This window comes from Sorangium sp. So ce726 (assembly GCF_051521405.1).
GTDB lineage: Bacteria > Myxococcota_A > Polyangia > Polyangiales > Polyangiaceae > Sorangium.
Genome location: NZ_CP150349.1, coordinates 10,097,431 through 10,120,993, shown reverse-complemented (window position 1 = coordinate 10,120,993; position 23,563 = coordinate 10,097,431). Strand labels below are relative to the sequence as shown.

At 72.2% G+C, this 23,563-nt stretch carries 20 protein-coding genes; 8 read left to right on the top strand and 12 right to left on the bottom strand.

The genetic code is table 11. The features are described from left to right. Window positions 1-58 precede the first annotated feature (58 nt). Complete coding sequence (locus WME79_RS37695) at window positions 59-1,189, bottom strand: AAA family ATPase (RefSeq protein ID WP_437525125.1); 1,131 nt, start codon at window positions 1,187-1,189, stop codon at window positions 59-61. 124 nt (window positions 1,190-1,313) lie between these two features. On the opposite strand from WME79_RS37695, the gene WME79_RS37690 reads away from it, so the two are divergent. Further along, complete coding sequence (locus WME79_RS37690; protein WP_437525123.1) at window positions 1,314-1,997, top strand: RNA ligase family protein; 684 nt, start codon at window positions 1,314-1,316, stop codon at window positions 1,995-1,997. Here the strand turns inward: WME79_RS37690 and WME79_RS37685 are convergent. After that, a complete protein-coding gene (locus WME79_RS37685; protein WP_437525121.1) occupies window positions 1,986-2,594 on the bottom strand; it encodes a hypothetical protein in 609 nt (202 codons plus the stop codon). The genes WME79_RS37690 and WME79_RS37685 overlap by 12 nt on opposite strands. 297 nt (window positions 2,595-2,891) lie before the next feature. On the opposite strand from WME79_RS37685, the gene WME79_RS37680 reads away from it, so the two are divergent. From WME79_RS37680 to WME79_RS37655, 6 genes are all read left to right on the top strand, one after another. Beyond that, window positions 2,892-5,390, top strand: a complete 2,499-nt coding sequence (locus tag WME79_RS37680; RefSeq protein ID WP_437525120.1) for a beta-glucosidase — start codon at window positions 2,892-2,894, stop codon at window positions 5,388-5,390. Window positions 5,391-5,743: 353 nt separating this feature from the next. Beyond that, on the top strand, window positions 5,744-7,486 hold the full coding sequence (locus tag WME79_RS37675) for a protein kinase domain-containing protein (RefSeq protein WP_437525118.1): 1,743 nt from the start codon (window positions 5,744-5,746) through the stop codon (window positions 7,484-7,486). Between the two features lie 7 nt (window positions 7,487-7,493). Further along, a complete protein-coding gene (locus tag WME79_RS37670) occupies window positions 7,494-8,597 on the top strand; it encodes a hypothetical protein (protein ID WP_437525116.1) in 1,104 nt (367 codons plus the stop codon). Next, window positions 8,594-9,547 (top strand): hypothetical protein, encoded by a 954-nt coding sequence (locus tag WME79_RS37665; protein WP_437525115.1) that lies wholly within the window; start codon window positions 8,594-8,596, stop codon window positions 9,545-9,547. The genes WME79_RS37670 and WME79_RS37665 overlap by 4 nt, the downstream gene beginning before the upstream one ends. 128 nt (window positions 9,548-9,675) lie before the next feature. After that, window positions 9,676-10,614 (top strand): alpha/beta hydrolase, encoded by a 939-nt coding sequence (locus WME79_RS37660; RefSeq protein WP_437525113.1) that lies wholly within the window; start codon window positions 9,676-9,678, stop codon window positions 10,612-10,614. After that, a complete protein-coding gene (locus tag WME79_RS37655; protein WP_437525111.1) occupies window positions 10,611-12,029 on the top strand; it encodes a pyridoxal phosphate-dependent decarboxylase family protein in 1,419 nt (472 codons plus the stop codon). The genes WME79_RS37660 and WME79_RS37655 overlap by 4 nt, the downstream gene beginning before the upstream one ends. Window positions 12,030-12,071: 42 nt before the next feature. Here the strand turns inward: WME79_RS37655 and WME79_RS37650 are convergent, their stop codons facing one another. From WME79_RS37650 to WME79_RS37635, 4 genes are all read right to left on the bottom strand, one after another. Further along, window positions 12,072-12,662, bottom strand: a complete 591-nt coding sequence (locus WME79_RS37650; RefSeq protein WP_437525109.1) for a PDZ domain-containing protein — start codon at window positions 12,660-12,662, stop codon at window positions 12,072-12,074. A gap of 283 nt (window positions 12,663-12,945) precedes the next feature. Further along, the gene (locus tag WME79_RS37645; protein ID WP_437525108.1) at window positions 12,946-14,550 is read right to left on the bottom strand and encodes an FAD-binding oxidoreductase; all 1,605 of its coding nucleotides are present in this window, start codon (window positions 14,548-14,550) and stop codon (window positions 12,946-12,948) included. A gap of 437 nt (window positions 14,551-14,987) precedes the next feature. Then, the gene (locus WME79_RS37640) at window positions 14,988-16,547 is read right to left on the bottom strand and encodes a SulP family inorganic anion transporter (protein ID WP_437525106.1); all 1,560 of its coding nucleotides are present in this window, start codon (window positions 16,545-16,547) and stop codon (window positions 14,988-14,990) included. 107 nt (window positions 16,548-16,654) lie between these two features. Further along, window positions 16,655-17,323: a carbonic anhydrase gene (locus WME79_RS37635; RefSeq protein ID WP_437525104.1), complete on the bottom strand. Its 669-nt coding sequence runs from the start codon at window positions 17,321-17,323 to the stop codon at window positions 16,655-16,657. Between the two features lie 258 nt (window positions 17,324-17,581). Here WME79_RS37635 and WME79_RS37630 point away from each other — a divergent pair, with 258 nt between their 5' ends. Further along, complete coding sequence (locus tag WME79_RS37630; protein WP_437525102.1) at window positions 17,582-17,767, top strand: hypothetical protein; 186 nt, start codon at window positions 17,582-17,584, stop codon at window positions 17,765-17,767. A 214-nt stretch (window positions 17,768-17,981) separates the two neighbouring features. Here the strand turns inward: WME79_RS37630 and WME79_RS37625 are convergent, their stop codons facing one another. The 6 genes from WME79_RS37625 to WME79_RS37600 form a co-directional block, all read right to left on the bottom strand. After that, a complete protein-coding gene (locus WME79_RS37625) occupies window positions 17,982-18,407 on the bottom strand; it encodes an HIT family protein (protein ID WP_437525100.1) in 426 nt (141 codons plus the stop codon). 143 nt (window positions 18,408-18,550) lie between these two features. Next, on the bottom strand, window positions 18,551-19,492 hold the full coding sequence (locus WME79_RS37620) for a hypothetical protein (RefSeq protein ID WP_437525098.1): 942 nt from the start codon (window positions 19,490-19,492) through the stop codon (window positions 18,551-18,553). Between the two features lie 140 nt (window positions 19,493-19,632). After that, window positions 19,633-20,580 (bottom strand): hypothetical protein, encoded by a 948-nt coding sequence (locus WME79_RS37615; RefSeq protein ID WP_437525096.1) that lies wholly within the window; start codon window positions 20,578-20,580, stop codon window positions 19,633-19,635. A gap of 123 nt (window positions 20,581-20,703) precedes the next feature. After that, complete coding sequence (locus WME79_RS37610) at window positions 20,704-22,161, bottom strand: AI-2E family transporter (protein ID WP_437525094.1); 1,458 nt, start codon at window positions 22,159-22,161, stop codon at window positions 20,704-20,706. Beyond that, complete coding sequence (locus tag WME79_RS37605; protein ID WP_437525092.1) at window positions 22,158-22,709, bottom strand: HIT family protein; 552 nt, start codon at window positions 22,707-22,709, stop codon at window positions 22,158-22,160. The genes WME79_RS37610 and WME79_RS37605 overlap by 4 nt, the downstream gene beginning before the upstream one ends. Window positions 22,710-22,857: 148 nt before the next feature. Further along, window positions 22,858-23,379 carry a hypothetical protein gene (locus WME79_RS37600; RefSeq protein ID WP_437525090.1) on the bottom strand — a complete coding sequence of 174 codons (522 nt, stop codon included), beginning with the start codon at window positions 23,377-23,379 and terminating at the stop codon, window positions 22,858-22,860. Window positions 23,380-23,563: the final 184 nt, after the last annotated feature.

The window sequence follows — 23,563 nt, the reverse complement described above, 5'->3', positions numbered from 1 at the left end:
GGCCGACCCGTGCCGCGCCACCCGGCGGCTCCGGCACGAGGGCAGGGGACGTCAGGCGTCAGCGCACCGCCAGCACCACCTCGTGGGCCTCGGTCTTCGTCGGGATCTCCCAGCGCTCGGTCATCCGGCGGATGACCGCCTCCGGCACCGCCGCCTCCCGCGCCCGGTTCTGCGCGAACAGCGTCGATGCAGGCACCTCCACGTAAACGACGCGGATCCTCGCCCCGTAATCGGCCGCCATCTGCAGCAGCGGGCCGCGCCGCTGCCGCGAGAGGTTCGTCGCGTTCCACACGAACCGCTCGCCGCGCCGCAGGTATTCCTTCGCCCGCTCGCGCGCGGCCTGGACCACCTGTCCCTGCGCGTCCGCCGGATCGATCTCCAGCTCGCTCCGCAGCGCGTCCAGGGAGACGACCGGCCAGTCGGTGAGGTGGTGGCGAACATAGCTGTCCTTCCCGGCGCCCGGGAGCCCGCTCATCACCACGACGTCGGAGCGCGTGTCGTCGTAGACCTCGACGTCCGGGTGGCGCCCGCCGGCGGGATCGGAGCGGAAGTACACGAAGCGCGTGTGATCCGAGGCGAAGGACCGCGGCGCGGTGTAACACCCCTCCTCGCGACAGAACTCGCGGAAGAGCTCGATGTTGTCGACAACGCGCCCCATGTCCGCGCAGACGCGCCCTCGGATGTCGGCCTCGGCCACGAGCGCGAGCAGGTCGCAGCGCGCCTGGAGGCTGATCTCGGCGGCGACGCGCTGCGCGTCGTTGCGCTCGATGAGATAGAACGGGATCTGGTGATAGCGCACGAGCGCGCACACCTGCTCGCGCAGCGCGAACGGCGCGCCGAGCTCCCAGAGCAGGCGGCGCGCGAGGAGCTCCCCCGCGCGTGAGTGGCCCTTCGCCGTGATCCGCCCGTCCTCCTCGCGGGTGGTCGCCGGCTTCGCCACGTCGTGGAGGAGGCAGGCGAGGTACACGACGCGCTGCTCCTCGGCCGGCAGCGCCTGCCACTCAGGCAGCCCAAGGAGCGTCTCCAGCACCATGCGGGTGTGGATCCAGACGTTGCCCTCGGCGTGGTGGATCGGGTCCTGCGGGCAAGCCTCGAGCGCGCGGACCCAATCGAAGACCTGGAGCTCATTCCAGGGGACACGCCCCGGATCGGGCGTGAGCAGGTCGAGGTGCGAAGACGCGGAGGACATGACGGAGGACCCCTGGCGAGCGCGCGGTCGGCTCGTATTCGGCGCCGCGCGCCGCGCGCCGCGCAGCGCGCGTGAGGGCCGTAGCATGTCCGCTCCGGGACGCCGGTGCTACCCTGGCGCCGCCATGTCCGCCAAATACCCTCGCTCGTTCCACCTGCCGTGGTCCCCCGGCGGGACGTCCGACGACAAGAGGATGGCGGACGTGTCGGGGCTGCTCGGCGTCGAGATCGTCATCACCGAGAAGTGCGACGGGAGCAACCTCACGTACACGCGGGCGAGCGTCTTCTCCCGCTCGCACTCGGGCCCTCCGTCCCACCCGAGCTTCGACCTCGCGAAGGCCACGCACGCGAGCATCGCGCACCTGCTCTCGGAGGGCATGTCGCTCTTCTGCGAGTATTGTTATGCGATCCACTCCATCGAGTACGAGGCGCTCCCGGGGTATTCGCTGGTCTTCGGCGTGCGCGACGACGCGCGCGGGCTCTTCTGGGAGTGGGACATGGTCGTGGCCCAGGCGAACGATCTGGGGCTCCCCACGGTGCCAGTCCTGTTCCGGGGCACCGTCGATGGCGAGCGCGAGCTCGAGGCGCTGACGACCGCGCTCGCGCGCGAGCCCTCCGCGTTCGGCGGCCCGCGCGAGGGCGTGGTCGTGCGGGCCGCCGGCGAGTTCCCGGACGCGGCGTTCCAGCGGCGGCTCGCCAAGTGGGTGCGGCGCGGGCACGTGCAGACGGACGAGCACTGGATGCACCAGGAGATCCGGTCTCAGCGCCTCGCCCCGGGGCCGGCGCCGGTGGACGGGTCACCGCCGTGAGGCCAGCGCCGCGAGCCGCTCGCAGAGGCCTTCGCGGATCGGGCCGTAGGCCTTGCGGTACTCCTCCCAGTCGAGGCGCTCGTCTGCGAGGATCTCGCGCCAGGTTGGGTTCGCGGCGCCGTAGTCGTGGAGGACGCCGGTCTCGGCGATCTGCACGGCGAAGAGCGGCACCCGGAGGGCGTGGAAGAGCTTCTTCTTCGAGGCCTCCGGCTCGTCGTCGAAGCGGGCGCCGGCCTTCTTGAAGTCGGACGCGGAGCGGCTCGCGGCCGACGCGGCGAGCTTCTTCCTGTCGAGCTTGAAGGGGAAGGGCGGCCTTCCTTCCTTGAGCCGGTGCTCGGGCGGCAGGAACAGGCACTCGAGCGCGAAGACGCTGTGCTCGGCGATGGCGTCGCGGAAGGTGTCGAGGCCGTGGACGACGACGTTGATGCCCGGCGCAAAGGCGAGGTCCTGCCGCGCGTCGCGCCGCGCGAGGACGGCGACGAAATCCTCGTCGGACGTCGCGGACGCGGTGCCGTACACGCGCGATCCGGCGCGGAACACGCTGTGAACCTCGCCGTCTTTGCGGCCGAGGACGCGGAGCACGGTGGAGAGGCTCATGGCAGCGGCCTCGCTCGAGGGACGGCGAGCATCGCGCCGTTCCCACCCCCGCGCAACGGGCGGCGCGCCCTCGACCACCTCGCCATCCGCGCGCTCGCGAGCGCGCGCCGTCCGGAGCACCGCTGAGGCCGCTGCCGAGGCGCGCGCGGTGCCTCTCTCCGCAGCTTCCATGGCTCCTGATGATCGCGAGCTTTCGGCGACCGTGACTCTCCTGTGAACCTGTTGTTTCCTCGACCGTGTAAGTCCCGTGCTCGGCGCCGCCTCGCCGGCGGCGCCCCCGCGCTCTCAGGAGGGTTCATGGCCGTCGCCGACTCGCGCTCCGCTCGTCCCCAGAAGACCGATCACCTGTCCGAGGCCGTCGAACGGCGGGTGGCGGACGCCCTCGCCGCGCTGTCGCTCGAGCAGAAGGTCCGCCTGCTCACGGGCGCCGACTTCTGGAGCACGCACCCCGAGCCCGCGATCGGCCTGCGCCGCATGGTCGTCTCGGATGGCCCGGTCGGCGTGCGCGGCGAGCGCTGGGACGAGCGCGACCCCTCGGTGTGCCTCCCTTCCTCCACCGCCCTCGCGGCCACATGGGACGAGGCCTTGCTGGAGCGCGTCGGCGCCGCGCTGGCGTCGGAGGCGCGGCGCAAGGGCGTCGACGTCGTCCTGGGGCCGACCGTCAACCTGCACCGCAGCCCGCTCGGCGGCAGGCACTTCGAGTGCTTCTCGGAAGATCCCCTGCTGACCGGCCGGATCGGCGCCGCCTACGTCCGAGGGCTGCAAACCCACGGCGTCGGCGCCACGCCCAAGCACTACGTCGCCAACGACTCGGAGACCGAACGGTTCACGGTCGACGTCCGGGTCGATGAGCGCACGCTGCGCGAGCTCTACCTCGCGCCCTTCGAGCGGATGATCACCGGCGCGGGCGCGTGGCTCGTGATGGCCTCGTACAACGCCGTCAACGGGGTGACCCTGACCGAGAGCGCGCTGCTCGCGTCGCCGCTCGAGGACGAGTGGGGCTTCGACGGCGTCGTGGTCTCCGACTGGACCGCGACCCGCTCCACCGAGGCCTCGGCGCGCGCGGCGCTGGACCTCGCCATGCCGGGCCCGGGAGGGCCGTGGGGCGCTGCGCTCGTCGCCGCCGTCCGCCGCGGCGCGGTGCCCGAGAAGGCCATCGACGACAAGGTCCGCCGCCTGCTGCGCCTCGCAGCCCGGGTCGGCGCCCTCGAGGGCGTTGCGCCGGCCGCCCCCGCCCCGGCCCCGCTCGCCGGCGCCGAGGCCGGGACGCTCGCCCGCGAGGCCGCCGCGGCCGGCATGGTGCTCGTGCGCAACAAGGGCGACGCGCTCCCCCTCGACGCGGCCCGCCTGCGGCGCATCGCCGTGATCGGCCCCAACGCCGCGGCCGGGCGGATCCAGGGCGGCGGCAGCGCCAGCGTCCACCCGCACTACGCGGTCTCGCCGCTCGACGGGCTGCGCGCCGCGCTCGGCGGGCGCGCCGACGTGCTCCACGCCGTCGGCACCCGCATCCAGGAAGGGCTCGTGCCGGTGGCCGGGGACCAGGTCGTCGACCCCGTGACCGGCCGGCACGGCGTCCACGTGCGGCTCCTCGACGCGAAGGGTGGCGTCCTGCACGAGGAGCACCGCGACGTCGGGCGCCTCACGTTCATCGGGGATCAGCGCGCGAACGAGGCCGCGACGATCGAGGTGACGGCGCGGTTCCGCGCCGCCGAGGCGGGGCTCCACCGGATCGGCGTGGCCGGCGTGGGCGTCTACCGGCTCACGGCCGGCGGGCAGGTCCTCTTCGACGAGGCGGTCTTGCCGGACAAGGACGACATCGCCGCGGCCCTGCTCGCCCCGCCGCAGCGGGCAGTCGAGCTCTCCCTGGCCGCCGGCCAGGAGGTCGATCTCGCCCTGACGCACACCGTCCCCATGGGCACGCTTGCGGTGGCGTTCTCCCTGGGCGCCGAGGTCCCCGCGCTGTCCGACGAGGAGGAGCAGGCGCGCGCCGTGGAGCTCGCGCGCTCCGCCGACGTCGCGATCGTCGTCGTCGGCACCACCGAGGCGATCGAGAGCGAGGGCTTTGACCGGAGCACGCTCGGGCTCCCCGGCCGCCAGGACGAGCTGATCAGCGCCGTCGCGGCCGCGAGCCCCCGGACGATCGTGCTGGTGAACTCCGGCGGGCCGGTGACCATGCCCTGGCGCGACGAGGTGGCCGCGGTGCTCCTCACGTGGTTCCCGGGCCAGGAGTTCGGCGCCGCCGTCGCCGACGTGCTGCTCGGCGCCGTGGAGCCCGGCGGTCGCCTGCCCACGACCTGGCCCGCGCGCGCGGAGGACGTGCCCGTGCTCTCGACGAAGCCCGAGAACGGCAAGCTGGTCTATGCCGAGGGCCTGCACATCGGGTACCGGGCCTGGGCGCGCGCCGGCGTCACCCCGGCCTACCCGTTCGGGCACGGTCTGGGCTACACGCGCTGGGAGATCCTCGACGTGGAAGCGCCGAGCGTCTCCGCCGGCGCGGCGCTCGAGGCGCGGGTGCGCATGCGCAACGTCGGGACGCGCCGCGGGCGCCACGTGGTCCAGCTCTACCTGTCGCGGCCGGACTCCGAGGTCGAGCGCCCCGCGCTCTGGCTGGCCGGCTTCGCGTCCGTCGAGGCCGAGCCCGATCAGACGGTCGATGTCGCCGTCACCGTCGAGCCGCGGGCCTTCGCGCACTGGGCGGCGGGCCGATGGCAGGTGGAGCCCGGCGTGTACACGCTGCATGCGGGACACTCGGCCGCCGTCCTGACGAGACAGACCGCGGTGCACCTGCGCGATTGAGAGCGCAGCTGCGCAGCCCTGGGCGCTGCGCGGTCGCTGGGATCGATCCGACGATCCCCGTGTCGAATCGATGAGCCCGGGAGCGAGGCTTTGCCGAGGATCATGGCGGGCGCCTCGCTCCTCCTCGCCTTGCCTTGGTGCAAATTGCCTCAGCGTGACCGATGCGCGCGGCCGATTCCCCGAGGGAAAAGGGAATCCGTGCTCGTCTTGTCGTGAGCGCGCGCGGGCGAGCGTCGAGCTCGCCGGACGCTGCGCGCGCGACAGGACGTGGGCTGCGTGTTTTGCCGCGCAGGCGCCGGCGGAGATGACGAGATGGCTCCTGGTTCGCCGCTTGCTTTCCAGGAGGGCGACCCATGATGGACGAGCACCATGTCCCCGGCCAGAGCGGATGGCTCGCGCTCGCCGGGAGAGGCGATGAGAGCACGGGCGGCGTTTCGTCGAGCGTCCGTGGATCGCCGAGGGAGCGCGCCGTGGGCGAGGTCCTCGCGGGCAAGTACCAGATCGTGGGCCGGCTGGGCGCAGGGGGCATGGGCACGGTGTGGCGGGCGCGCAGCCTTTGGCTCGACGTCGATGTGGCGATCAAGGTGCTCCACGAGGATCAGCTCGACGCCCACGCCGCTGAGCGGTTGCTCCGGGAGGCGCGCGCGACGGCGAAGCTCGGCCATCCGGCGATCGTGCGCGTGTTCGATTTCGGCGAGACCGACGCGGGCGAGCCGTTCCTGGTGATGGAGCTGCTCGAGGGCACGCCGCTCTCGAGCTGGCTGGAGGCGAGAGGCAAGGTGCCGGCGGAGCAGGCGGTCCAGATGCTCTTGCCGGTCGCGTGTGCGCTCGCGACGGCCCACGCGCAGCGCATCGTCCATCGCGACATCAAGCCTGCCAACATCCTCATCGTGCCCGATAGCGCGGGCGGCCACGTCCCGAAGGTCGTCGACTTCGGCATCGCCAAGCTCGCCAACGCGGCGAGCCCTGCGATCACGCAGCGAGGGATGATCGTCGGCAGCCCGGAGTACATGTCGCCGGAGCAGGCCGACGGCCAGCTGGACGTCGGGGAGCAGACGGACGTCTGGGCGTTCAGCGTGGTGATGTACGAGCTGATCACCGGGCGGCGGCCGTTCAGCGGGGAGACGCTCAGCGCGGTGATCGTGGCGATCTTCAGCAAGGAGCCGGTGCCGACGACAGAGCTCGGCGCCGGCGACGAGGCGCTGTGGGCGATCCTCCGGCGCGGGCTGGCCAAGTCGCCGGCCGATCGATGGCCCAGCATGCGCGCGCTCGGCTGCGCCCTGGCCGCCTGGGCGGTCGAGCGCGGGGTGACGGCGGACGTGGCGGGCACGTCGCTCGCTCACCAGTGGCTCGCGCGAGGGGCCGAGCCGCCGCTCGCGATGGAGCAGGCGGCCACGATCGCAGCGTTCGCGGGTGCGGCCTCCGGGGCGGAGGTGGCGGCGCAGCGTCCGGCCGGCGCGCGGGAGGCGCCGGGCGCGCTGCCGACGCCGGCGGCCACGCCCGTCGTGCGCCGGGGCGGCACCATCAAGATGCCCGAGGCATGGCGTGGGGCTTCGCTCGGGCTCACGGCCCCGCCGTGGCTCCAGAAGGCGCTCGTGGCCGGGGTCCTCGCCTTTGCCGCGCCTCTGGTGGTCGTCCTGGGGCTGGACGCGCGGGCTGGGAGCGCGAGCGCGGGCCTCGCTCGGCCGGAGGTGGTGGCGGCTGCTCCTGCCGTCGGCCTGGGCGCGCCGGAAGCGCTGCGGGGGACGGCGTCGGCTGCGCCCTCCAGCGGCGTCGCGCCCCCCGATGCCGGCGCGCGGCGCGCGTCTGCTTCCGAGACGGCCGTGAGGGCTGCGCCGGCGGACAGCGCGCCTGCCGAGCGGGACGAGCCGAGCGATCCATGGGAGGAGCCGAGCGATCCATGGGATGAGCTCTTGCCGGCGCCGGCGGAGCCGCGCGCTCAGGTGGACGAGCCGGCCGACCAACGGATCGCGCCGCGCGCTCAGGTGGCCGAGCCGCGTTCTCAGCGGACCGAGCCGCGCGCTCAGCGAGCCGCGTCGCCGCGTCCACGGCCTGTCTCCACGTCCATGCCGCTGCCGGCGGCGCCCGACTTCTGAGGTGGTCATGCGCACTCCCGGGGTGAAGCACCGCTCCCTTCGTGGCTCTGGCGATCTGCTGCTCCTTCTGGTCACGCTCGCTGCGGCGGCGCTCGGGCCGGGAGGCTGCTCCGCTCTGATCAGCGAGGAGCTGTCCGACAAGGCCGACGAAATAGAGGGCGCCGGAGGCCCCGAGGACCAGGCCGGCGACGGGCGTGGCGGGGGCGACCTCATCGGGAGCAGCGGCGCGAGCACGAGCAGGACCACCGTGGGCAGCGGTGGCGACGAGAGCGCGACAAGCAGCGGAGGCAGCGAGAGCGCGAGCAGCGGGAGCGACGCCGGTGCGAGCAGCGGGAGCGGCGCCGGCGCGAGCAGCGGGAGCGACGCCGGTGCGAGCAGCGGGAGCGACGCCGGTGCGAGCAGCGGGAGCGGCGCCGGCGCGAGCAGCGGGAGCGACGCCGGTGCGAGCAGCGGGAGCGGCGCCGGCGCGAGCAGCGGGAGCGACGCCGGTGCGAGCAGCGGGAGCGGCGCTGGAGCGAGCAGCGGGAGCGGCGCTGGGGCGAGCAGCGGGAGCGGCGCTGGAGCGAGCAGCGGGAGCGGCGCTGGAGCGAGCAGCGGGAGCGGCGCTGGCGCGAGCAGCAGTGCAGGCGAGGGTAGCGGAAGCGGCGCTGGCGCGAGCAGCAGTGCTGGCGAGGGCAGCGGAAGCGGCGCTGGCGCGAGCGATTGGAGCGGCGCTGGTGCGAGCGGCGGTGGCGGTGCTGGCGCGAGCAGCGGTGCAGGCGAGGGCAGCGGTGGCGGTGCTGGCGCGAGCAGCGGTGGCGATGCCGGCGCGAGCAGCGGCGCAGGCGAAGGCAGCGGAGGCGGCGCTGGCGCGAGCAGCGGTGGCGATGCTGGCGCGAGCAGCGGTGCAGGCGAAGGCAGCGGAGGCGGCGCCGGCGCAAGCGGCGCGGGAGACGCTGGAGCGAGCAGTGGCGCGGGCAGCGAGGCGACCTGCAATGGCCATTTCGCCGATTGCGACGGGGATGCGGCGCATCATTGCGAGACCAACCTGTGGAACAACGACGATCATTGCGGCACCTGTGGCACCCGGTGCCCTGCCGGTACGAAGTGCCGGCGAGGAGACTGCTCATGAGCGCGCGATCCGCACGGCTCGCCGTCGCGCTCGCCGCGGCCTTGCTCATGGCCGCGATCCCGCGCCCCGCGTCGGCGCAGGGAGCGGGCGATGTGGAGTCCGCGCGCGTGCTGTTCGTCCAGGGGGCCAAGCTGGCGAAGCAGGGGCGCTGGGAGGAGGCGCGCGCGCTGTACGCCCGATCTCTCCAGATCAAGGCGGCTCCCCTCACGCGCTACAGCCTCGGCGTCGCGCAGAAGGAGACCGGGCACCTCGTCGAGGCGCTCGCCAGCTTTCGCACGTTCCTGGCCGAGCCGCCGACGCCGACGACCACTCCCTACGTCGGGCCGGCGCGCGAGGCGGTCGCAGCGCTCGAAGGGCGCATCGGCCGAGCGACGATCGCCCTCAGGCCCGCCGAGATCGACGGGCTGACGCTGGCCGTGGACGGGAGGCCGCTGAGCGCGCCGCCTGGTCAGGTCATCGAGCTGGACCCGGGTACTCACGAGATCGCGGCCAGCGCTCCGGGGTTCCGCGCTGCGGTCGCCCGGTTCAGCGTCGGCGCGGGCAGCTCGGTCGAGGTCCCGATCGCCCTGGCGCGAGCCACGACCGAGGCGGGGAAAGCCTCGGCTGCCGGGGGCGCTCTGCCTCCTGTGGCCGGCGCTGCCGATGCATCATCGAGCCGGACGCTCCCGCTCGTCGTCCTGGGCGCTGGCGGTGCGCTCTTCGCCGGCGGAGCCATCCTCGGGCTCTCGGGCGTGAAGCAGGCAGGTGATGCGCGTTCGAGCACAGGCGCGGACGCGGGCGCCGCGCGGGCCAAAGGGATCGCCGGTGACGTCCTCGGCGTCGCCGGCGTCACGACCGTGGGCGTCGGGCTCTACCTGCTCCTGAAGGAGCCCGCGCCGAGCACGACCAAGGCGGGCTCGTTGACGCCGTGGCTGAGCGCGTCCGGCGCGGGCATCGAGGTGCGGCTCTGACGCCGCACGGCTTCCGCTGAACCCCCCTCCGGCGGCGAGCGCTCGACGCCAGGGCGTGGGGCAAAGACGCAAAAGAGAGACGGCGAGGGGTATTCCCGGCGGAAGCGCGGACATGGTACTGCGCGCCCATGCGCTCGCTCGTGACGGTGCTGTCCCTGGCCGCGCTCCTGGCCGCGGACGCATCCGCCTCGGCCAACGGCGACGGGACCAGCCCGCCCCCTGCGGCAGCGCCCGCGGCGAGCGCTCCTCCCGCAGCAGCGCCCCCTGCGGCCGCGCCCGCGGCGAGCGCGCCCGCGTCCCCGCAGGGCGCGGCGGCGGCCCGCTGGTGTGCGCCGGAGCTCGCGTCGCTGCCCGGTGAGGTGTGCGCCTTCCTGCCGGCCAGGGAGGCGCCTGGCCCGCGGGTGCTCGTGATCTTCCTGCACGGCGTCGTTCAGCCCGATTCCGGGTGGCAGTGGGCGCAGCAGCGGGGCGCGGCGCGGGCCGGCGCCCGGCATGGGGTCGCCGTGATGATGCCGCGCGGCCGGCGCGGGATCGGCCCGAAGACGATGCCCAAATCGATGCCAACATCGATGGAAGACTGGTGGTGCTGGCCCACCGCCTCCGCCGCGCAGACGGCCCACGAGGACGCCCTGATCGCCGAGTGGGACGTGGCGCGCGCGGAGCTCGAGCGGCGCGCGGGCGGGCGCTTCGAGCGGGTGCTCGTGTTCGGCTTCTCGAACGGGGCGTATTACGCGACGTCGCTGGCGATGCGCGGGCGGCTGCCGGTCGACGGCTACGCGGCGTTCGCAGGCGGATCGGGCGCGCGCTACCTGGAGCGAGCGGGCGCGCAGACGAAGCTGCGCGCGCCGGTCTTCGTCGGCTGGGGCGGGAAGGACCCGGCGCACCAGGACCAGGTGGCGCTCGCAAAGATGCTCCGCAGGCTGAAGTGGCCTTCGAGGTCGCTTGGCAAGCCGCGCGCGGGGCACGCGATGACCGACGAGCAGGTCGACCAGGCGTTCGCGTTCCTGAGCGGCAGGCGAGGCGGCGACAAGGCGCCCGGCAGAGGGCGCGGAGCTGGATCGCGATGAAGGACGCGCTGACGACCGCGCTCTCCCCCGATTTCCTCGAGCGCGAGGCGGCCCGCCTGGGCGCGCTGCTCGCGGATCACGTGCGGAGGGCGCAGCGCCGGGAAGGGCCGGTGCTGGTGCAGCGATCGATCGAGGAGGTCCTCGCCGCGCTCGACTTCGATCGCACGGTCGCGCACGGCGGCGTGGATCTCGCCGCCCTCGTCACCATCGTCCTCGACAACAGCAACCGGCTGCACCACCCCCGCTACTTCGGTCACCAGGTGGCCGTGCCGATGCTGTCGTCGTCGCTCGCCGACCTCGTGCACGGCGTCCTGAACAACGGCATGGCCGTCTATGAAATGGGGCCGGCCGGGACCGCGATCGAGCGCGGGCTCCTCCGCTGGATGCGGTGCAAACTCGGCTGGGGCGCCGAGGGCGACGGCGTCATCACCCACGGCGGGAGCCTGGGCAACCTGAGCGCGCTGCTCGCGTGCAGGGAGCGCGTCGCCCCGGGGAGCTTCAAGGCGGGCGTCCCGCCCGACCTCGTCCTGCTCGCCTCCGAGGCGGCGCATTATTCCGTCGCGCGCGCCGCCGCCATCATGGGCCTCGGCGTCGATGCCGTCGTGAAGGTCGCCGTGGACGACGCGCTGCGGATCGTCCCGGGGGCGCTCTCGCGGGCGTACGAGGAGGTGAAGCGGGCGGGCAAGCGGGTGCTCGCCGTGGTGGCCAACGCGGGCGCGACGCCGAACGGGGCCTTCGACCCGCTGCGGGAGATCGGCGCGTTCTGCCGGCGGGAGGGGCTCTGGCTCCATGTCGACGGCGCCCACGGCGCGGCGGCGCGCTTCACCGAGCGCTACCGGGACCTCCTCGACGGCGTCGAGCTCGCCGACTCGCTTGTCTGCGACATGCACAAGATGCTCGGCACATCGACGCTGGCCTGCGCGGTCCTCGTCAAGGATCCCGCCGCGCTCGCCGGCACCTACGAGCAGTACGCGCCGTACCTGCATGGCGACGACGAGCGGCAGGGCGTCGATCTGTCCAAGCTCACGTTCGAGTGCACGAAGGCGCAGCTGTCGCTCAAGCTGTTCTTCAACCTCGCCCTCGTCGGCGAGGCCGGCCTGTCCGCGCACGTCGAGCGCCTCTTCGACGCCGCCCGGCGCTTCCACGGCCTCCTCGCGCGCCGGCCTGCGTTCGAGTGCTTCGGCGCCCCGCAGGCCAACATCCTCTGCTTCCGGGTCGGCCGCGACTCGGCGACGCAGGATCGCGTCCGGCAGCAGATCGTGGAGGAGGGGAGCTTCTACATCACGCGAACCACGCTGCGCGGCGAGTCGTGGCTGCGCCTCGTCATCATGAACCCGCAGACGACGGACGGGGACATCGAGGCGCTCGCGGCGCGCATCGAGGCGCTCGTCATCGAGCGCGCGCCGCCGCCCTGACGAGCACGCGCCGGGCCGCGCCCGCGGGCGGACGCGAGGCGGTCAGCCGCCGCCTCTCGACCTGGTCGCCGCGGCCGACGGGGGCGCCGTAGCGTCGCCGGCCGGCACCTGGAGCATCGCATAGTTGATCGTGGTCTCGTTGCGGAGCACGGTGAGCACCACCATGTCGCCGGGCACGCGGGCGCGCAGGTAGCTCTCCAGGCCTGCCAGCGAGTGGACTGGCTGCCCGTCGACCGCGAGGATGATGTCGCCCGGCTCCAGCAGCGGGGATGTGAAGCTGCGAATATCCATGCTCGCGATCCTCGCGCCCTCCCCGGTGGTCGGCTGGATGGTGAGCAGCCAGGGCGCCGGGACAGAGGTGGCTGTCGGCGCGCGGCTTGACCGTTTGTCGCGTTTCTCTGGCCTCGTGGTCGCCGCCGGGCTCGCCGGCGCGCCGGCGCGCTGCTGCGTCTCCTCGGCGCGTTGCTGCGAGGCCTCGACGCGCTGCTGCGAGGCCTCGACGCGCGGGCAGTCGCCGCGGCACGCGCTGACCGCCAGCGGGACGAGCGGCGTGAGCACCCCTGAGAGGCGTCGAGCCCACCCGTACGCGCTGCGCGCACGGAGGGGCTGATCCCGCTGTTGACTGCTTTGCATGGCCCGGTGTCCTCTGCGCGTTCGCCACGCGTCCTCACGCGCGCTCACGTCAGCTCATGTCGCCCACGTCGAGAGCTGCAAGATCCCAACCATCGATTCCCCGCCGCTGTCCGGGCCGTTGTTTGGCGCGCGGCGAAGACCGGCGCGAAGCGGGCGCGGAGAGAGTTCTTCTCTCTATCTCGCTGCGCCCTCGTAGTTCCGTCTCTCGCGAGTCCGAGCGGCGTCCTCGCGCCTTGAACTCACCGGAAAGAAGGGAGGGTGTCCGTCCCCCGGCGCGCCATGCTCACGGGCTGGCGGGCCGTGGCGTCGCGCCGAAGTGCGCGGGGAACACCCGCTCGAGGAACTCGTTGCGCAGGAGCCCGCCGGGATCGACGAGCTGCTTCAGGCGGACGAACTCCGGGAGCGCGTGCGCGTACATCGCCTGGAGGTGCTCCGCTGTCGCGTGGACGTTCTTCACCAGGTAGACGCGGCCGCCGAGCTCGAGCGCGCGCGCGCTGAGCTCGCTGAGGCGGAGGCCGATCCGGTGGACGCTCTCTTCCTCCGAGGCCTCGAACGCGAGCGTCACCGCGAACCCGTCGGTCCCGTGGTTCGCCGAGAGGAGGAACCGGTCGCCCTGGATGTGGAGCACGTCGAGGAGGAGCGGTGGTATTCCGTCTCGGGTAGCGATCTCGTCCACCTTGCCCAGGAAATCGACGAGCCGGCGCAGGCTGTCCTCTTGGGCGCCCGGGTCGTAGGGGATCATGAACGCTTGCTGCACCGTGAGCATGGGCATCCCGAAGGTCTGCGCGATGCGCTTCGCGCGGACGTTGCCGTCCATGAAGAACAGGTAGCCCATGAGCTCATCGACGTAGGGGCGTGAGACATCGAAGAGGAAGCGGTCGATGAGCGTCCAGAGGCCCCGGCTCACCACGGACGCGCGCATCAACCACTCGATCGGGACGCGGAGTACGTGCCGGGGGCGATGGATCAGCAGCGGGCGGAGCTCGTGCGACGTCCCCGGGACGTACCGCGACCGGAGGACCATGCTCCTGCTCCCCTCCAGGGTGTGGAAGGCGATGGAGAAGAGCGCCTCCGGGATCCACCCCTCCTCGTCCGCGGTGCCTCCCTCGGACTGCAGGAGCTGCTCCGCGCGTGGGAGGAGCGCCGTCGCGAGCTCCTCGAACGAGGCGCAGCGCGTCGCCTGGGTGACGACCCGGATCGGCGTCCCTGCCGGGGCGACGCGCGCGATGCGGTACGTGACGTCGATCACCGCGCCGAGGTACCCGAGCCCGCCGATCACCGCGTGGAACAGCGCGCTCGTCGCCTCCTCGCGGCTGAGGGAGAGCAGCTGTCCGTCGAGGGAGAGGAGGGAGAGCCGCTCGACGTAGTGTCCCTCTTTGCTGGCGATGCCCGAGAAGCGTGAGAGGCAGTCCCCCGAGACCGTGCCTCCCGCGGTGGCGTGGCTCGTCGAGACGACCGTGTAGGGCACGAAGCCGAGGGCGGCGAGCTCACGGGTGATGGCTCCCCAGGTGGCGCCGGCGCCCACGGTCATCCGCGCTCCTTGCGTGTCGATCTCGATGGATCGGAAGTGGTGCATCGAGATCACGATGTCGTCGTTCAGCGCCTGGCCGTCGAACGACTGGCCTCCAGCGCGGAACGTGATCCTGCGCCCTGTCCGCCTCGCCATGCGGAACAGCACCCTCAGCTCCTCGACGGACGCCGGGAAGTACACATCTCCACACGATCGGTTCAACCCGCCGTAGCCCTGGAGCGAGCAGAGCGGCCTCCGTCGGATCTCGTCGAGCCGTGGCGCGAGCGGCGCCTCCCCGACGTACGCGAGCCCGGAGCCCCCGCCTTCTTCTTCACGAGGGGATCCCGAGGGCGCCCCGCCGATGAATCGAGCGACCACGTTCAACCCGACGAGGGGCAAATGTGTGTTTCCCCGGTCGTTCTGGCCCAATCGAGAGCAGCGCGCATCCCACCAGCTTCGCTCGAGGCGATTCGGTGGGCCAAATTAGCCACTGTTTTTGCGTGCCCCCTGGGCCTAGGCGTCAAGCAAGCTCGTTCGGTCACGCTCAGGGCACGAAGCCCCCCTTCACCCCACCATCGATCACCAATGTGAACGTTTACGTGGACGTGGACGTGGACGTGGACGTGGACGTGGTCGTTCACGGCCTATCGTTGACGACCACGACCACGACCACGACCACGTAAACGTCCACGTCCACGACCACGTAAACGTTCGGATGTAGGAGAACGCGGCGCGAGGCCTGGTTAACGCCTAGGACGCCCCCGGGGAGGGGGCTCGTCGCGCGGGGCGGGGGCGGGCAGGTGTTTGAGCGTTGCTTAAAAGCCGCGGAGCTCGACGTGGATGTTGCGTCGGTGCGCCGACTGCTGGAAGCGCCGGATCAGCTCGGCGACGTCGTGGTCGATGTAGGACACCCCCTGAGCATCCACGACCACATGGGTGTCGCTCGGCAGCCGCTCGAGCAGCGTGACGAGGTTGCCCTGGGTGAAGAAGTAGGCCGCCTTGTTGAACCGGATGGTCACGCGAGCCCCCTCGTGGATCACGTCGAAGACGCGGGACATATGGGTCCTCAGCACGAAGAGGACGCCGACCGCGAGGCCGATGGCGATGCCCTTCAGGAGATCGGTCAGCACGATGGCCACGATCGTCACCACGAACGGGATGAAGTGGTTCCAGCCGAGCTGGCGCATCTCGGCGAAGATCTTGGGCTTGGCCAGCTTGTAGCCGGTCGCGAGCAGGATCGTCGCGAGGCACGCGAGCGGGATGCGCGAGAGCAGCCCCGCGGCGAAGACCACCGCGAGCAGCAGGAGCGCGCCGTGCGCGAAGGCGGAGACCCGCGTCCGCGCGCCGGCGTTCGTGTTGGCGCTGCTGCGGACGATGACCGACGTGACCGGGAGACCGCCGGCGAACCCGGAGAGCATGTTGGCGAGGCCCTGCGCGACGAGCTCCCGGTTCGGCGGCGACTTGCGGTGCCACGGATCGATCCGATCCACGGCCTCCAGGTTGAGCAGCGTCTCGAGGCTGGCCACGATCGCGAGCGTCACGCCCAGCACCCACACCTCGGGCCGCAGGATCGCGGACCAGTCCGGGAGCTGGAGCGCGCTGACCAGGTCGCCCGTGGGCAGCGTCACGAGGTGCTTCTGCTCGAGGGCGAGCGACGGGATCGCCGCCTTGAACAGCTCGTTGCCGAGCGTCGCGACGAGCACGGCGACGAGGGGCGCGGGGAGCCAGGAGATCTTCGCGAGGCGCGACTTCTCCCACCCGACCAGGATGGCGAGGCAGATGGCGCTGAGGAGGAACGCGCCCCACTCGATGGCCTGCGCCGCCTGGCCGATCATCGTGAAGGTGTTGCCGCCGTCGGCCTTGAACGACTCGGAGGCGAAGTTGTCCTTGTCGAAGCCGACCGCGTGGGGGAGCTGCTTCAGGATGAGCAGGACGCCGATGGCCGCGAGCATCCCCTTGATGACCGAGGAGGGGAAGAAATGGCTGATCGCGCCGGCCCTCAGCAGGCCGAGCCCGAGCTGAAGGACGCCGCCGATCACCACGGCCATCGCGAAGGCCTGGAAGCTCTGCAGGCTGGTGATGCCCGCGAGCACGATGGCGGCGAGCCCCGCCGCCGGGCCGCTCACGCTGAGCTGAGCGCGGCTCACGAGCGGGATGACCAGCCCGCCCACGATGCCGGCCACGATGCCGGAGAGGAGCGGGGCCCCCGACGCGAGCGCGATGCCCAGGCAGAGCGGCAGGGCGACGAGGAAGACGACGAGGCCGGCGGGGATGTCGTACTTGAGGTTCGCGGTGAGGCGCGGGTCGAGCGGCGGCGCGCCCTCCGCGGGCGGCGATTCCCGGCTCGCCCCCGGGCTCTCGGAACTAAGCGCCACGGCGCCGGCGGGATTCACCCCCGCGCCTGCATGGATGGGATTCGGAAGCTGCATCGAACGGGCCCTCTCGATTCGGGTTAAGACGTGGATCGGTGACGAACAGGCGCTCAGATGGCCCGCCGGTAGACCGCTGTCTCCGGCAGCGCCGACGGGGGCGCCGTGTCACCGATCGGCCCGAACTGGCCGGTCGAAGCCTCGAATTGAAAGACCTGTCCGGTCTCGATCTTGAAGACCCAGGCGTAGAGAGAGAGCTCGCCGCGCGCGAGCCGCGCGCGGATCGTCGGGTGCGTCCGGAGGTTCTCGATCTGGGCGAGCACGTTCTCCTCCACCGTGATCGTCAGCCGATCCGCCCCCTCGATGTGCGGGTAGTTCTCCTGCACCAGGCGGCGCGTCAGCTCCGCGTGCTGGAGCCACGATTTGACCGCCGGCAGCTCGTCGAGGCCCGAGGGATCGAGCAGCCCGCGCATCGCGCCGCAGAGCGTGTGACCGCAGACGATGATGTGCTTGACCCCGAGGTGCGCGGCCGCGAACTCGATCGCGGCGGCCTCGCTGCCGTTGCTGGCGCCGTACGGCGGCACGATGTTGCCGACGTTGCGCACGATGAAGATGTCGCCCGGCTGGGTCTGCGTGATGAGGTTCGGGTTGATGCGGCTGTCCGAGCACGTGATGAACAGCGCCTCGGGCCGCTGACCCCTCGCCAGGTTGCGGAAGAGGTCTTGATGTGTACCGCACACCTCGGCATGGAACTTGTGCAACCCGTCAGCGAGCTTCTGCATGGAATAAACCCTCTCGTTGACCGCGCCGATCCGGCGCGGCGATCGTCGTGAACACCTCCGATTCCAGCGACTCCGAGCCGGACCGCGAGCGGCCTCGGCCACGGAGCTAGCCTATCAGTTCAGGAAGCGTGGTGGAGGACGACGGAGGGGAGGGTGGGGGACGGGGGACGGGACGCGGACGGGCCGGAGATCGGCGACGAGAACGCCGCGCGGCCGCGCGGCGCCGGCGCGCGGCGCCGGTCGCGAGGCGGCCGAACGATGGGCTCCGTCGCGGGCCGGCGGCTGCAAGGCATCGAGGCCGCCCGCGTCGTTCTCGCTGGCCCCGGTACGAAACGATCCCGAAACATCGGAGTTGCCGGCTTCGATGATGCTGATATTCGCCCGTCCCAGCGCAGCGGGGGCGAGGATCAGCATGAAGAGCAGCGCGATCCGAGGGAAAAATGACCGGAGAGCCAGCATCGTTCGAGGAGTGAGAGGCTGTCGGCCGCGGGAACCAGGGAAGCGCCCTGTCTATTCCCTAACCTGGCAGCGGTCTCGGTTCGTCGCAAGACACAACGAGGTGCAGACCGTGTGTGGCAGAATGTCCCGATTTGGGACGGGCGTCTCACGCCTGAGCCAGCACGGCGCCACGTCCAAATACCCGTACCCGCGACAGAATTCAACCCACCGCCAATGCCGACACGATGGCGTCGCGAAGGCCGCACATCTCGTGCTCACCCGCATATTTATAACGAGGCCAGAAGAAGCCCTTGAGACCGTCCCTCTGACGGCGCGGGACCACGTGGATGTGCACGTGGGGGACGCTCTGACTGACGCGGTTGTTGATGGCGACGAAGAAGCCATCTGCCGAGCATGCGGACTCAACAGCGCGCGCGAGGCGCTGCGCGGTCGCGAAGAGCGGACCGACGAGCGACGCCGGAACGTCGGTGAGCACCTCGTGATGGGCGCGCGGGATGAGCAGGCAGTGGCCGGGGAAGAGCGGGCGGTGATCCAGGAACGCCATGACCTCCGGCTCGTCGAGCACGACGTGGGCCGGCGTTTCGCCCCGGGCGATGCTGCAGAACACGCAGGGGCGGGACGGCATGGCGGGCCTCGCGCTCTTCGATGCCGCGCCACCTGCCTGGCGTCAATGCCGGGGGCGCGAGGTGCGGCGCGCGGCCGCAGCCACGCTGGGAGCGCGCGGCCGTGGCCACACAGGGCGCGCTCGGCTGCGCAGGGGGCGCGCGATCAGTGGCTCGCGAGGATGCTGTCGATCGAGCCGTAGGTGGCAGGCTCGCGCGTCCAGTAGTCGAGGAGAAGGCCGCCGGCCGTCATCCAGGCTCGGTCGAAGCGGCCGTCCTGCGACGTGACGCGCACGACGTGGTCGCCGCCGTGGAAGGCCCAGTGGCGGCCCGTGTGGTCGAAGTGGTCGATGAGCGCGCCGTGCCGCGTCTTGACGTGGAGCGCGTCGGAGGGATCGTCCCACGAGGTGTCGATGATGAGCTCGTAGACCTGCCAGATGTTGCCGGACGGGAGCACTCCCCAGTCCACCTGGACCCCGGAGTCGTTCGGGAGCCCGAAGACGAAGCAGCGGGGCATGCGCCGCGCCGCGTGCCAGAGATCGCCGTTGCGGCTCGGCTCGTGGTGGAGCGTGACGAGCGTGTCGCGCGCGAGGCCGAACGCGTCGTTGTCGCCGGGGCTGTCCCACACCCGGCGGAAGAGGTGCTGGCAGAGCTGGTCGGCCCCGGCGGAGAACCCGACGGTGAGCAGGCCCCGCTGCCGGCGCTCGTGCAGGAGGCGCCCGAACTTGCCGGGCTCTCCGTCGAACATCGCGCCGAGCTGCTTGTAGCGCCAGAGCCCCGTCGTGCTGTAGCCGCCGCCGAGGATCACCACCTCGGACGACGCGAGGTAGTGCCAGAGGACGTCGACGTCCTCCCTGCGCAGGTGGCTGCTCCAGTAGAACGGCACGTGCTCGAGGCCGAACCGCTCGTAGAACCGGAAGAACCAGCTGAAGTTGCCGTACGCGAACTCCTGCCGCTCGCGCTCGTTGCCGTCGCGGGGCGCCTCGGACATCGGCAGGAACAGGACGCGCTTGTTGTCCCGCCCCGACAGCGCCCGCTGCGCGATGTAGTGGTCGTGGATGAAGTTGCAGCGGTTATGCGAGCTGTAGAGCAGCGCGGTTCCTCTCATGAGGGCGCGCATCTGAGCCGCTCGCCGCGCCTCGCGTCAAGGGGCCGCTCTCGGCGGGCGGGCTCGGCGCATCGACCGCGAGGCGCGGCGCTGGTCCGCCTCGGCCGCTCGTCGATCGACGGCGCACCTCGCGCCGCGCGTCAGCCGCGTCGCACTTGCTGCATCTTGCGAGGGATGGCGCCCGAGCGCATCAGCATCTCGAACGCCTCCTTCTCGAGCATCGGGTGGACGCCGCGCGGCGGGACGCCCATGGGGCTCTTCTTCTTCGTGACGAAGCCGCTCAGGTACTGCGGGTTGAGCGAGCTCAGGCTCCGCAGCGTGGTCTTCATCTGCTTCGTGTTGTTCGCCCACGCATAGGCGAACGCGCGCGAGCGGAGCAGCTGCGGCTTGAGCTCGGCGAACGCCTCGTCGTTCGGATCGAAGGTCTCGAGCAGCTCGACCGCCTTCGCGGCCTGGCCGGTCCGGGCCCACGCCTCGCCGACGATGGCGGCCATCATGGCGCGGATCCTCGGCTCCTTGTGGCGGGTCATGTCGATCTTGTCGACGAGCGCCCGCGCCTCGTCCGTCTCGCTCAGGATGAGGTGGATCATGCCGCGCTGGGCGCGCGCCTCGTCGGCCATCGGGGCCATCACCTTGTCGAGGTTGATGGTCTCCAGCGTCCGGAGCGCGGCCCGCGGGTCCTCCTGCATCTGGAGCTGCGCCTTCGCGAAGGTCGCGGCCGTGTCGTCCTTCTTGAACTCCGTGTCGAGCTTGGCGATCGCGTCCTTGCGGGCCTCGGCGGAGTCGGCGGTCTGCACGATCTGCGCGACGGCGCGCGTCCGGGTCGCGAAGCGCAGCGCCCACACGATGACGCCGACGACGATGACCGTCAGGACGCCGGCGACCGCCTTCGGCCAGATCCCCGGGATGGCCAGCGCGATGGCCCAGACGATGAGCGCCGGGATGCCGACGCGGATGGCGAGCGAGCGCGGGTTCAGCTGGGAGAGCGGGTCGGCGGGGGGCTTTCCGCTGCGGAGGGCGGCGATGGCCTGCTCGCGCTGCTGCTTGGGGCTCTGCTTCTTCGGGGTGGGTTTGCCGGGGGTCTTCATCGAGGTCGTGGAGCTGATTTCCTGCGCGGGGCGCGGGGTCTCATAGCCGGCTTGCGGGGGAGCGGCCAGCGGAGGCGGACGGACGAGCTGATCGGCCCCGGGGGGGGCTCGCGTGATGGGGAGCTAGCTCGCGGCCGTGTCGGGGTCGCTGCTGCGGGCGCTGGGCTCGCCTTCGGGCTCGGGGGCGGGGACAGGCGTGGAGGCCGGGCGGGCGGTCTCGAAGCCGCGCAGGGGCGGGAGCGGCTCGATCGCGGGGGCGATGATCGGGACGCCGCGCTGCGGCGGGATCGTGGCCGTCGGATCGGCGAGGCCCAGCGTCGACTCGCGGAAGTGGAGGAAGATCGTCTGCGCGATCGAGAGGCAGGGGACCGCGAAGAGCGCGCCGGTGATCTGGAAGAAGTGCTCGCCGACCAGCAGCGAGAGCACCACGAGGACCGGGTGGATCTTCGCCGCATCGCCGATGATCTTCGGGTTCAGGAAGTTCGCCTCGAGCTGGTGGATGCCGACGATCCACGCGAGCACGCCGACCGCCGTGCCGAACGACTGCGTGAGGCCGATGAGGACCGCCGGGACCGAGCTCAGGATCGAGCCGAAGATCGGGATCAGCGACATCACCGCCGCGAGGACGGAGAGGATCGGCCAGTACTTGAGGTCGAAGAGCCAGAAGCCGATCGCGGAGAGGACGCCGTTGACGAGGCAGATCAGGAGCTGGCCGCGGACGACGCCGGAGAGCCCCCGGTCGAGCCGGCGCAGGAACCGATCGAACGAGTCGCGCGAGGTCGGGTGCCAGAGCTCGCGGAAGAAGCGCAGGATCTTCTCGTGCGTCAGGATGATGTAGCCGGCGAGCATCAACGTCATGAAGAGGTTGAAGATGCCGCGCGAGATGGCCGTCGCGATCGCCTGCCCGATCCGGAGGACCGCGAGCGAGTTCTCCTTCAGGTAGGCGGCCCCCTTCTCGTAGCCCTCCTGGAGCATGTTCGCGCTGGAGAGCCCGCGGTGCCTCGGCCGCGCCTGCGTGATCTGCCAGACGCCGTCGCGCGTCTCGCGGACCTCGACGTCGTCGGCGATCTGCACGTCGAACGAGCCGTCCGACCCGGGCAAGATGCGGATCGGCGGGCGCTCGACGCCCTCCTCTCCTCCAGGGGCCGCGATGGAGTCAGGCGCCCGCGCGGCCTGATCGGGCTCCTGGGCGGGCGCGATCGCCGGCGGCGCCGCCGCGGGCTCGCGGCCCGACCAGCGGTTGAGCCGCGCGTCGAGCGCGGGCAGGTACTCCTCGCGCAGGCGCGCGGCGAGGCGCGGGGCCTCGGCGGTGAGCGCCTTCCCCTCGGCGATGAGGCGCGGGACGCTGAGGGCGAAGAAGCCCGCGATCCCGGAGAGAACGAGCGCGTAGACGACGAGGATCGCCGCCCACCGCGGGACGCGCGCGCGCTCGAGCCGGAGGACCGCCGGCGTGAGCACGTAGGCGACCACGAGCGCGAGCACGAACGGGAGCAGCACCGCGTGGGAGACGATGAGCAGCGCCGCCGTGAGGACGGCGCTGACCGTCAGGAACACGGTGCGCTGCGAGGGGCCTTCGCTCACAGCGCCTCGCCGCGCGCGGCCCGGCCGTGGGCGCCCTCGTCGACGAGCGACGCGGGGAGGTCGGCGAAGAAGCCGAGCAGGTGGTCACGCGTCGCCTCGAGCGCCTGCGGGACGACGCGGACGTCGGCGAGCACCGGCATGAAGTTGGTGTCGCCAGGCCAGCGCGGGACGATGTGGACGTGCAGGTGCTCGGCGATCCCGGCGCCCGCCGCGGTGCCAAGGTTGATCCCGACGTTCATGCCCTCGCACTTGAGCGCGGCGCGCAGGCGGGTCGTCGACTCGCGCACGAGGCGGAAGAGGGCCTCGTGATCGGCTGGATCGAGCGCGTCGAGCGAGGCGACGTGCGCGTGCGGGACGATGAGGAGGTGGCCCGACGCGAACGGGTAGCGGTTGAGCATGACGAACGCGCGGCGGGTCGTCGCCACGACCAGCCGGTCGCGCTGTTCTTGCTCGGATGCGCGGGGGACTCCGCAGAAGATGCAGTCGGCCTGGCCCTTCGGCGCAAGGATGTACTCGATGCGCCAGGGCGCCCACAGGGGGTTGCCCATGTCGCGGAGACGCTAGCACGGCGGCAACGCGCGCGGGACCACCGCTCGCTCGTCGCCGCGTCGCGCTCGCAGTTGCCGCGAAGGCGCGCCGCGCAGGCGCGCCGCGCAGGCGCGCCTCGCGTTCCGCCGCTCCGCCGTCGATGTCGACTCAGAACTGGATCGGCGTGGCCGCGAGATCGAACCAGAGCGAGAGGCCAAGCCCGGCGGAGGTGCCGAGCGCATCCCAGACGAAGTCGCGGACCGAGGGGGTGCCGTGCCCTGTGGCATCGTAGACCTCCTTCGCCAGCCCAGCACCGAGCGCGACCGCGGCGCCCAGCGCGAGCCGCTGGCGGAGATCGCTGGTCGTGAGCGAGCCGAGCGCATAGCCGCCGCCGGCAAGGGCGATTGACGCGCAGAAATGGCGCATCTTGTCATCGCCGAACCACGGGTCGGCGGCGCGGAGCGGGGCGTAGGCGCGCCCCGGCGGCTTCGCCGGGAACCCCACCCAGGGATCGGCCGAGGCGCGGGGGCCGCGGCGGGCAACGGGAGCGGCCGTGATGCGGGGGCCGCCGGCGCGGGCAGCGGCAGCGGCCGAGGCGCGGGGGCCGTCGGCGCGGGCAGGAAGAGCGCTGAGCGCCAGGGCGGCGAGGACGGGCGCCCCGAGGGCGGAGCGCGCGAGGAGGCCTCTCATCGCGGCATCGTCCGCGGCCTCGCAGAAAAAGCAAGAGGCGAGGCCCTGGGGAGGGCCTCGCCTCTCATCGACATCGGGTCCACACGGCGAGCCGGGGCACCGGGGCGCCCTCGGCCCGCCGCACCTGGCGTGCGGCGGGTGAGCGCCTGGCGCGCGGCCGCGTCAGCGACGCCGCGCGCCGAGC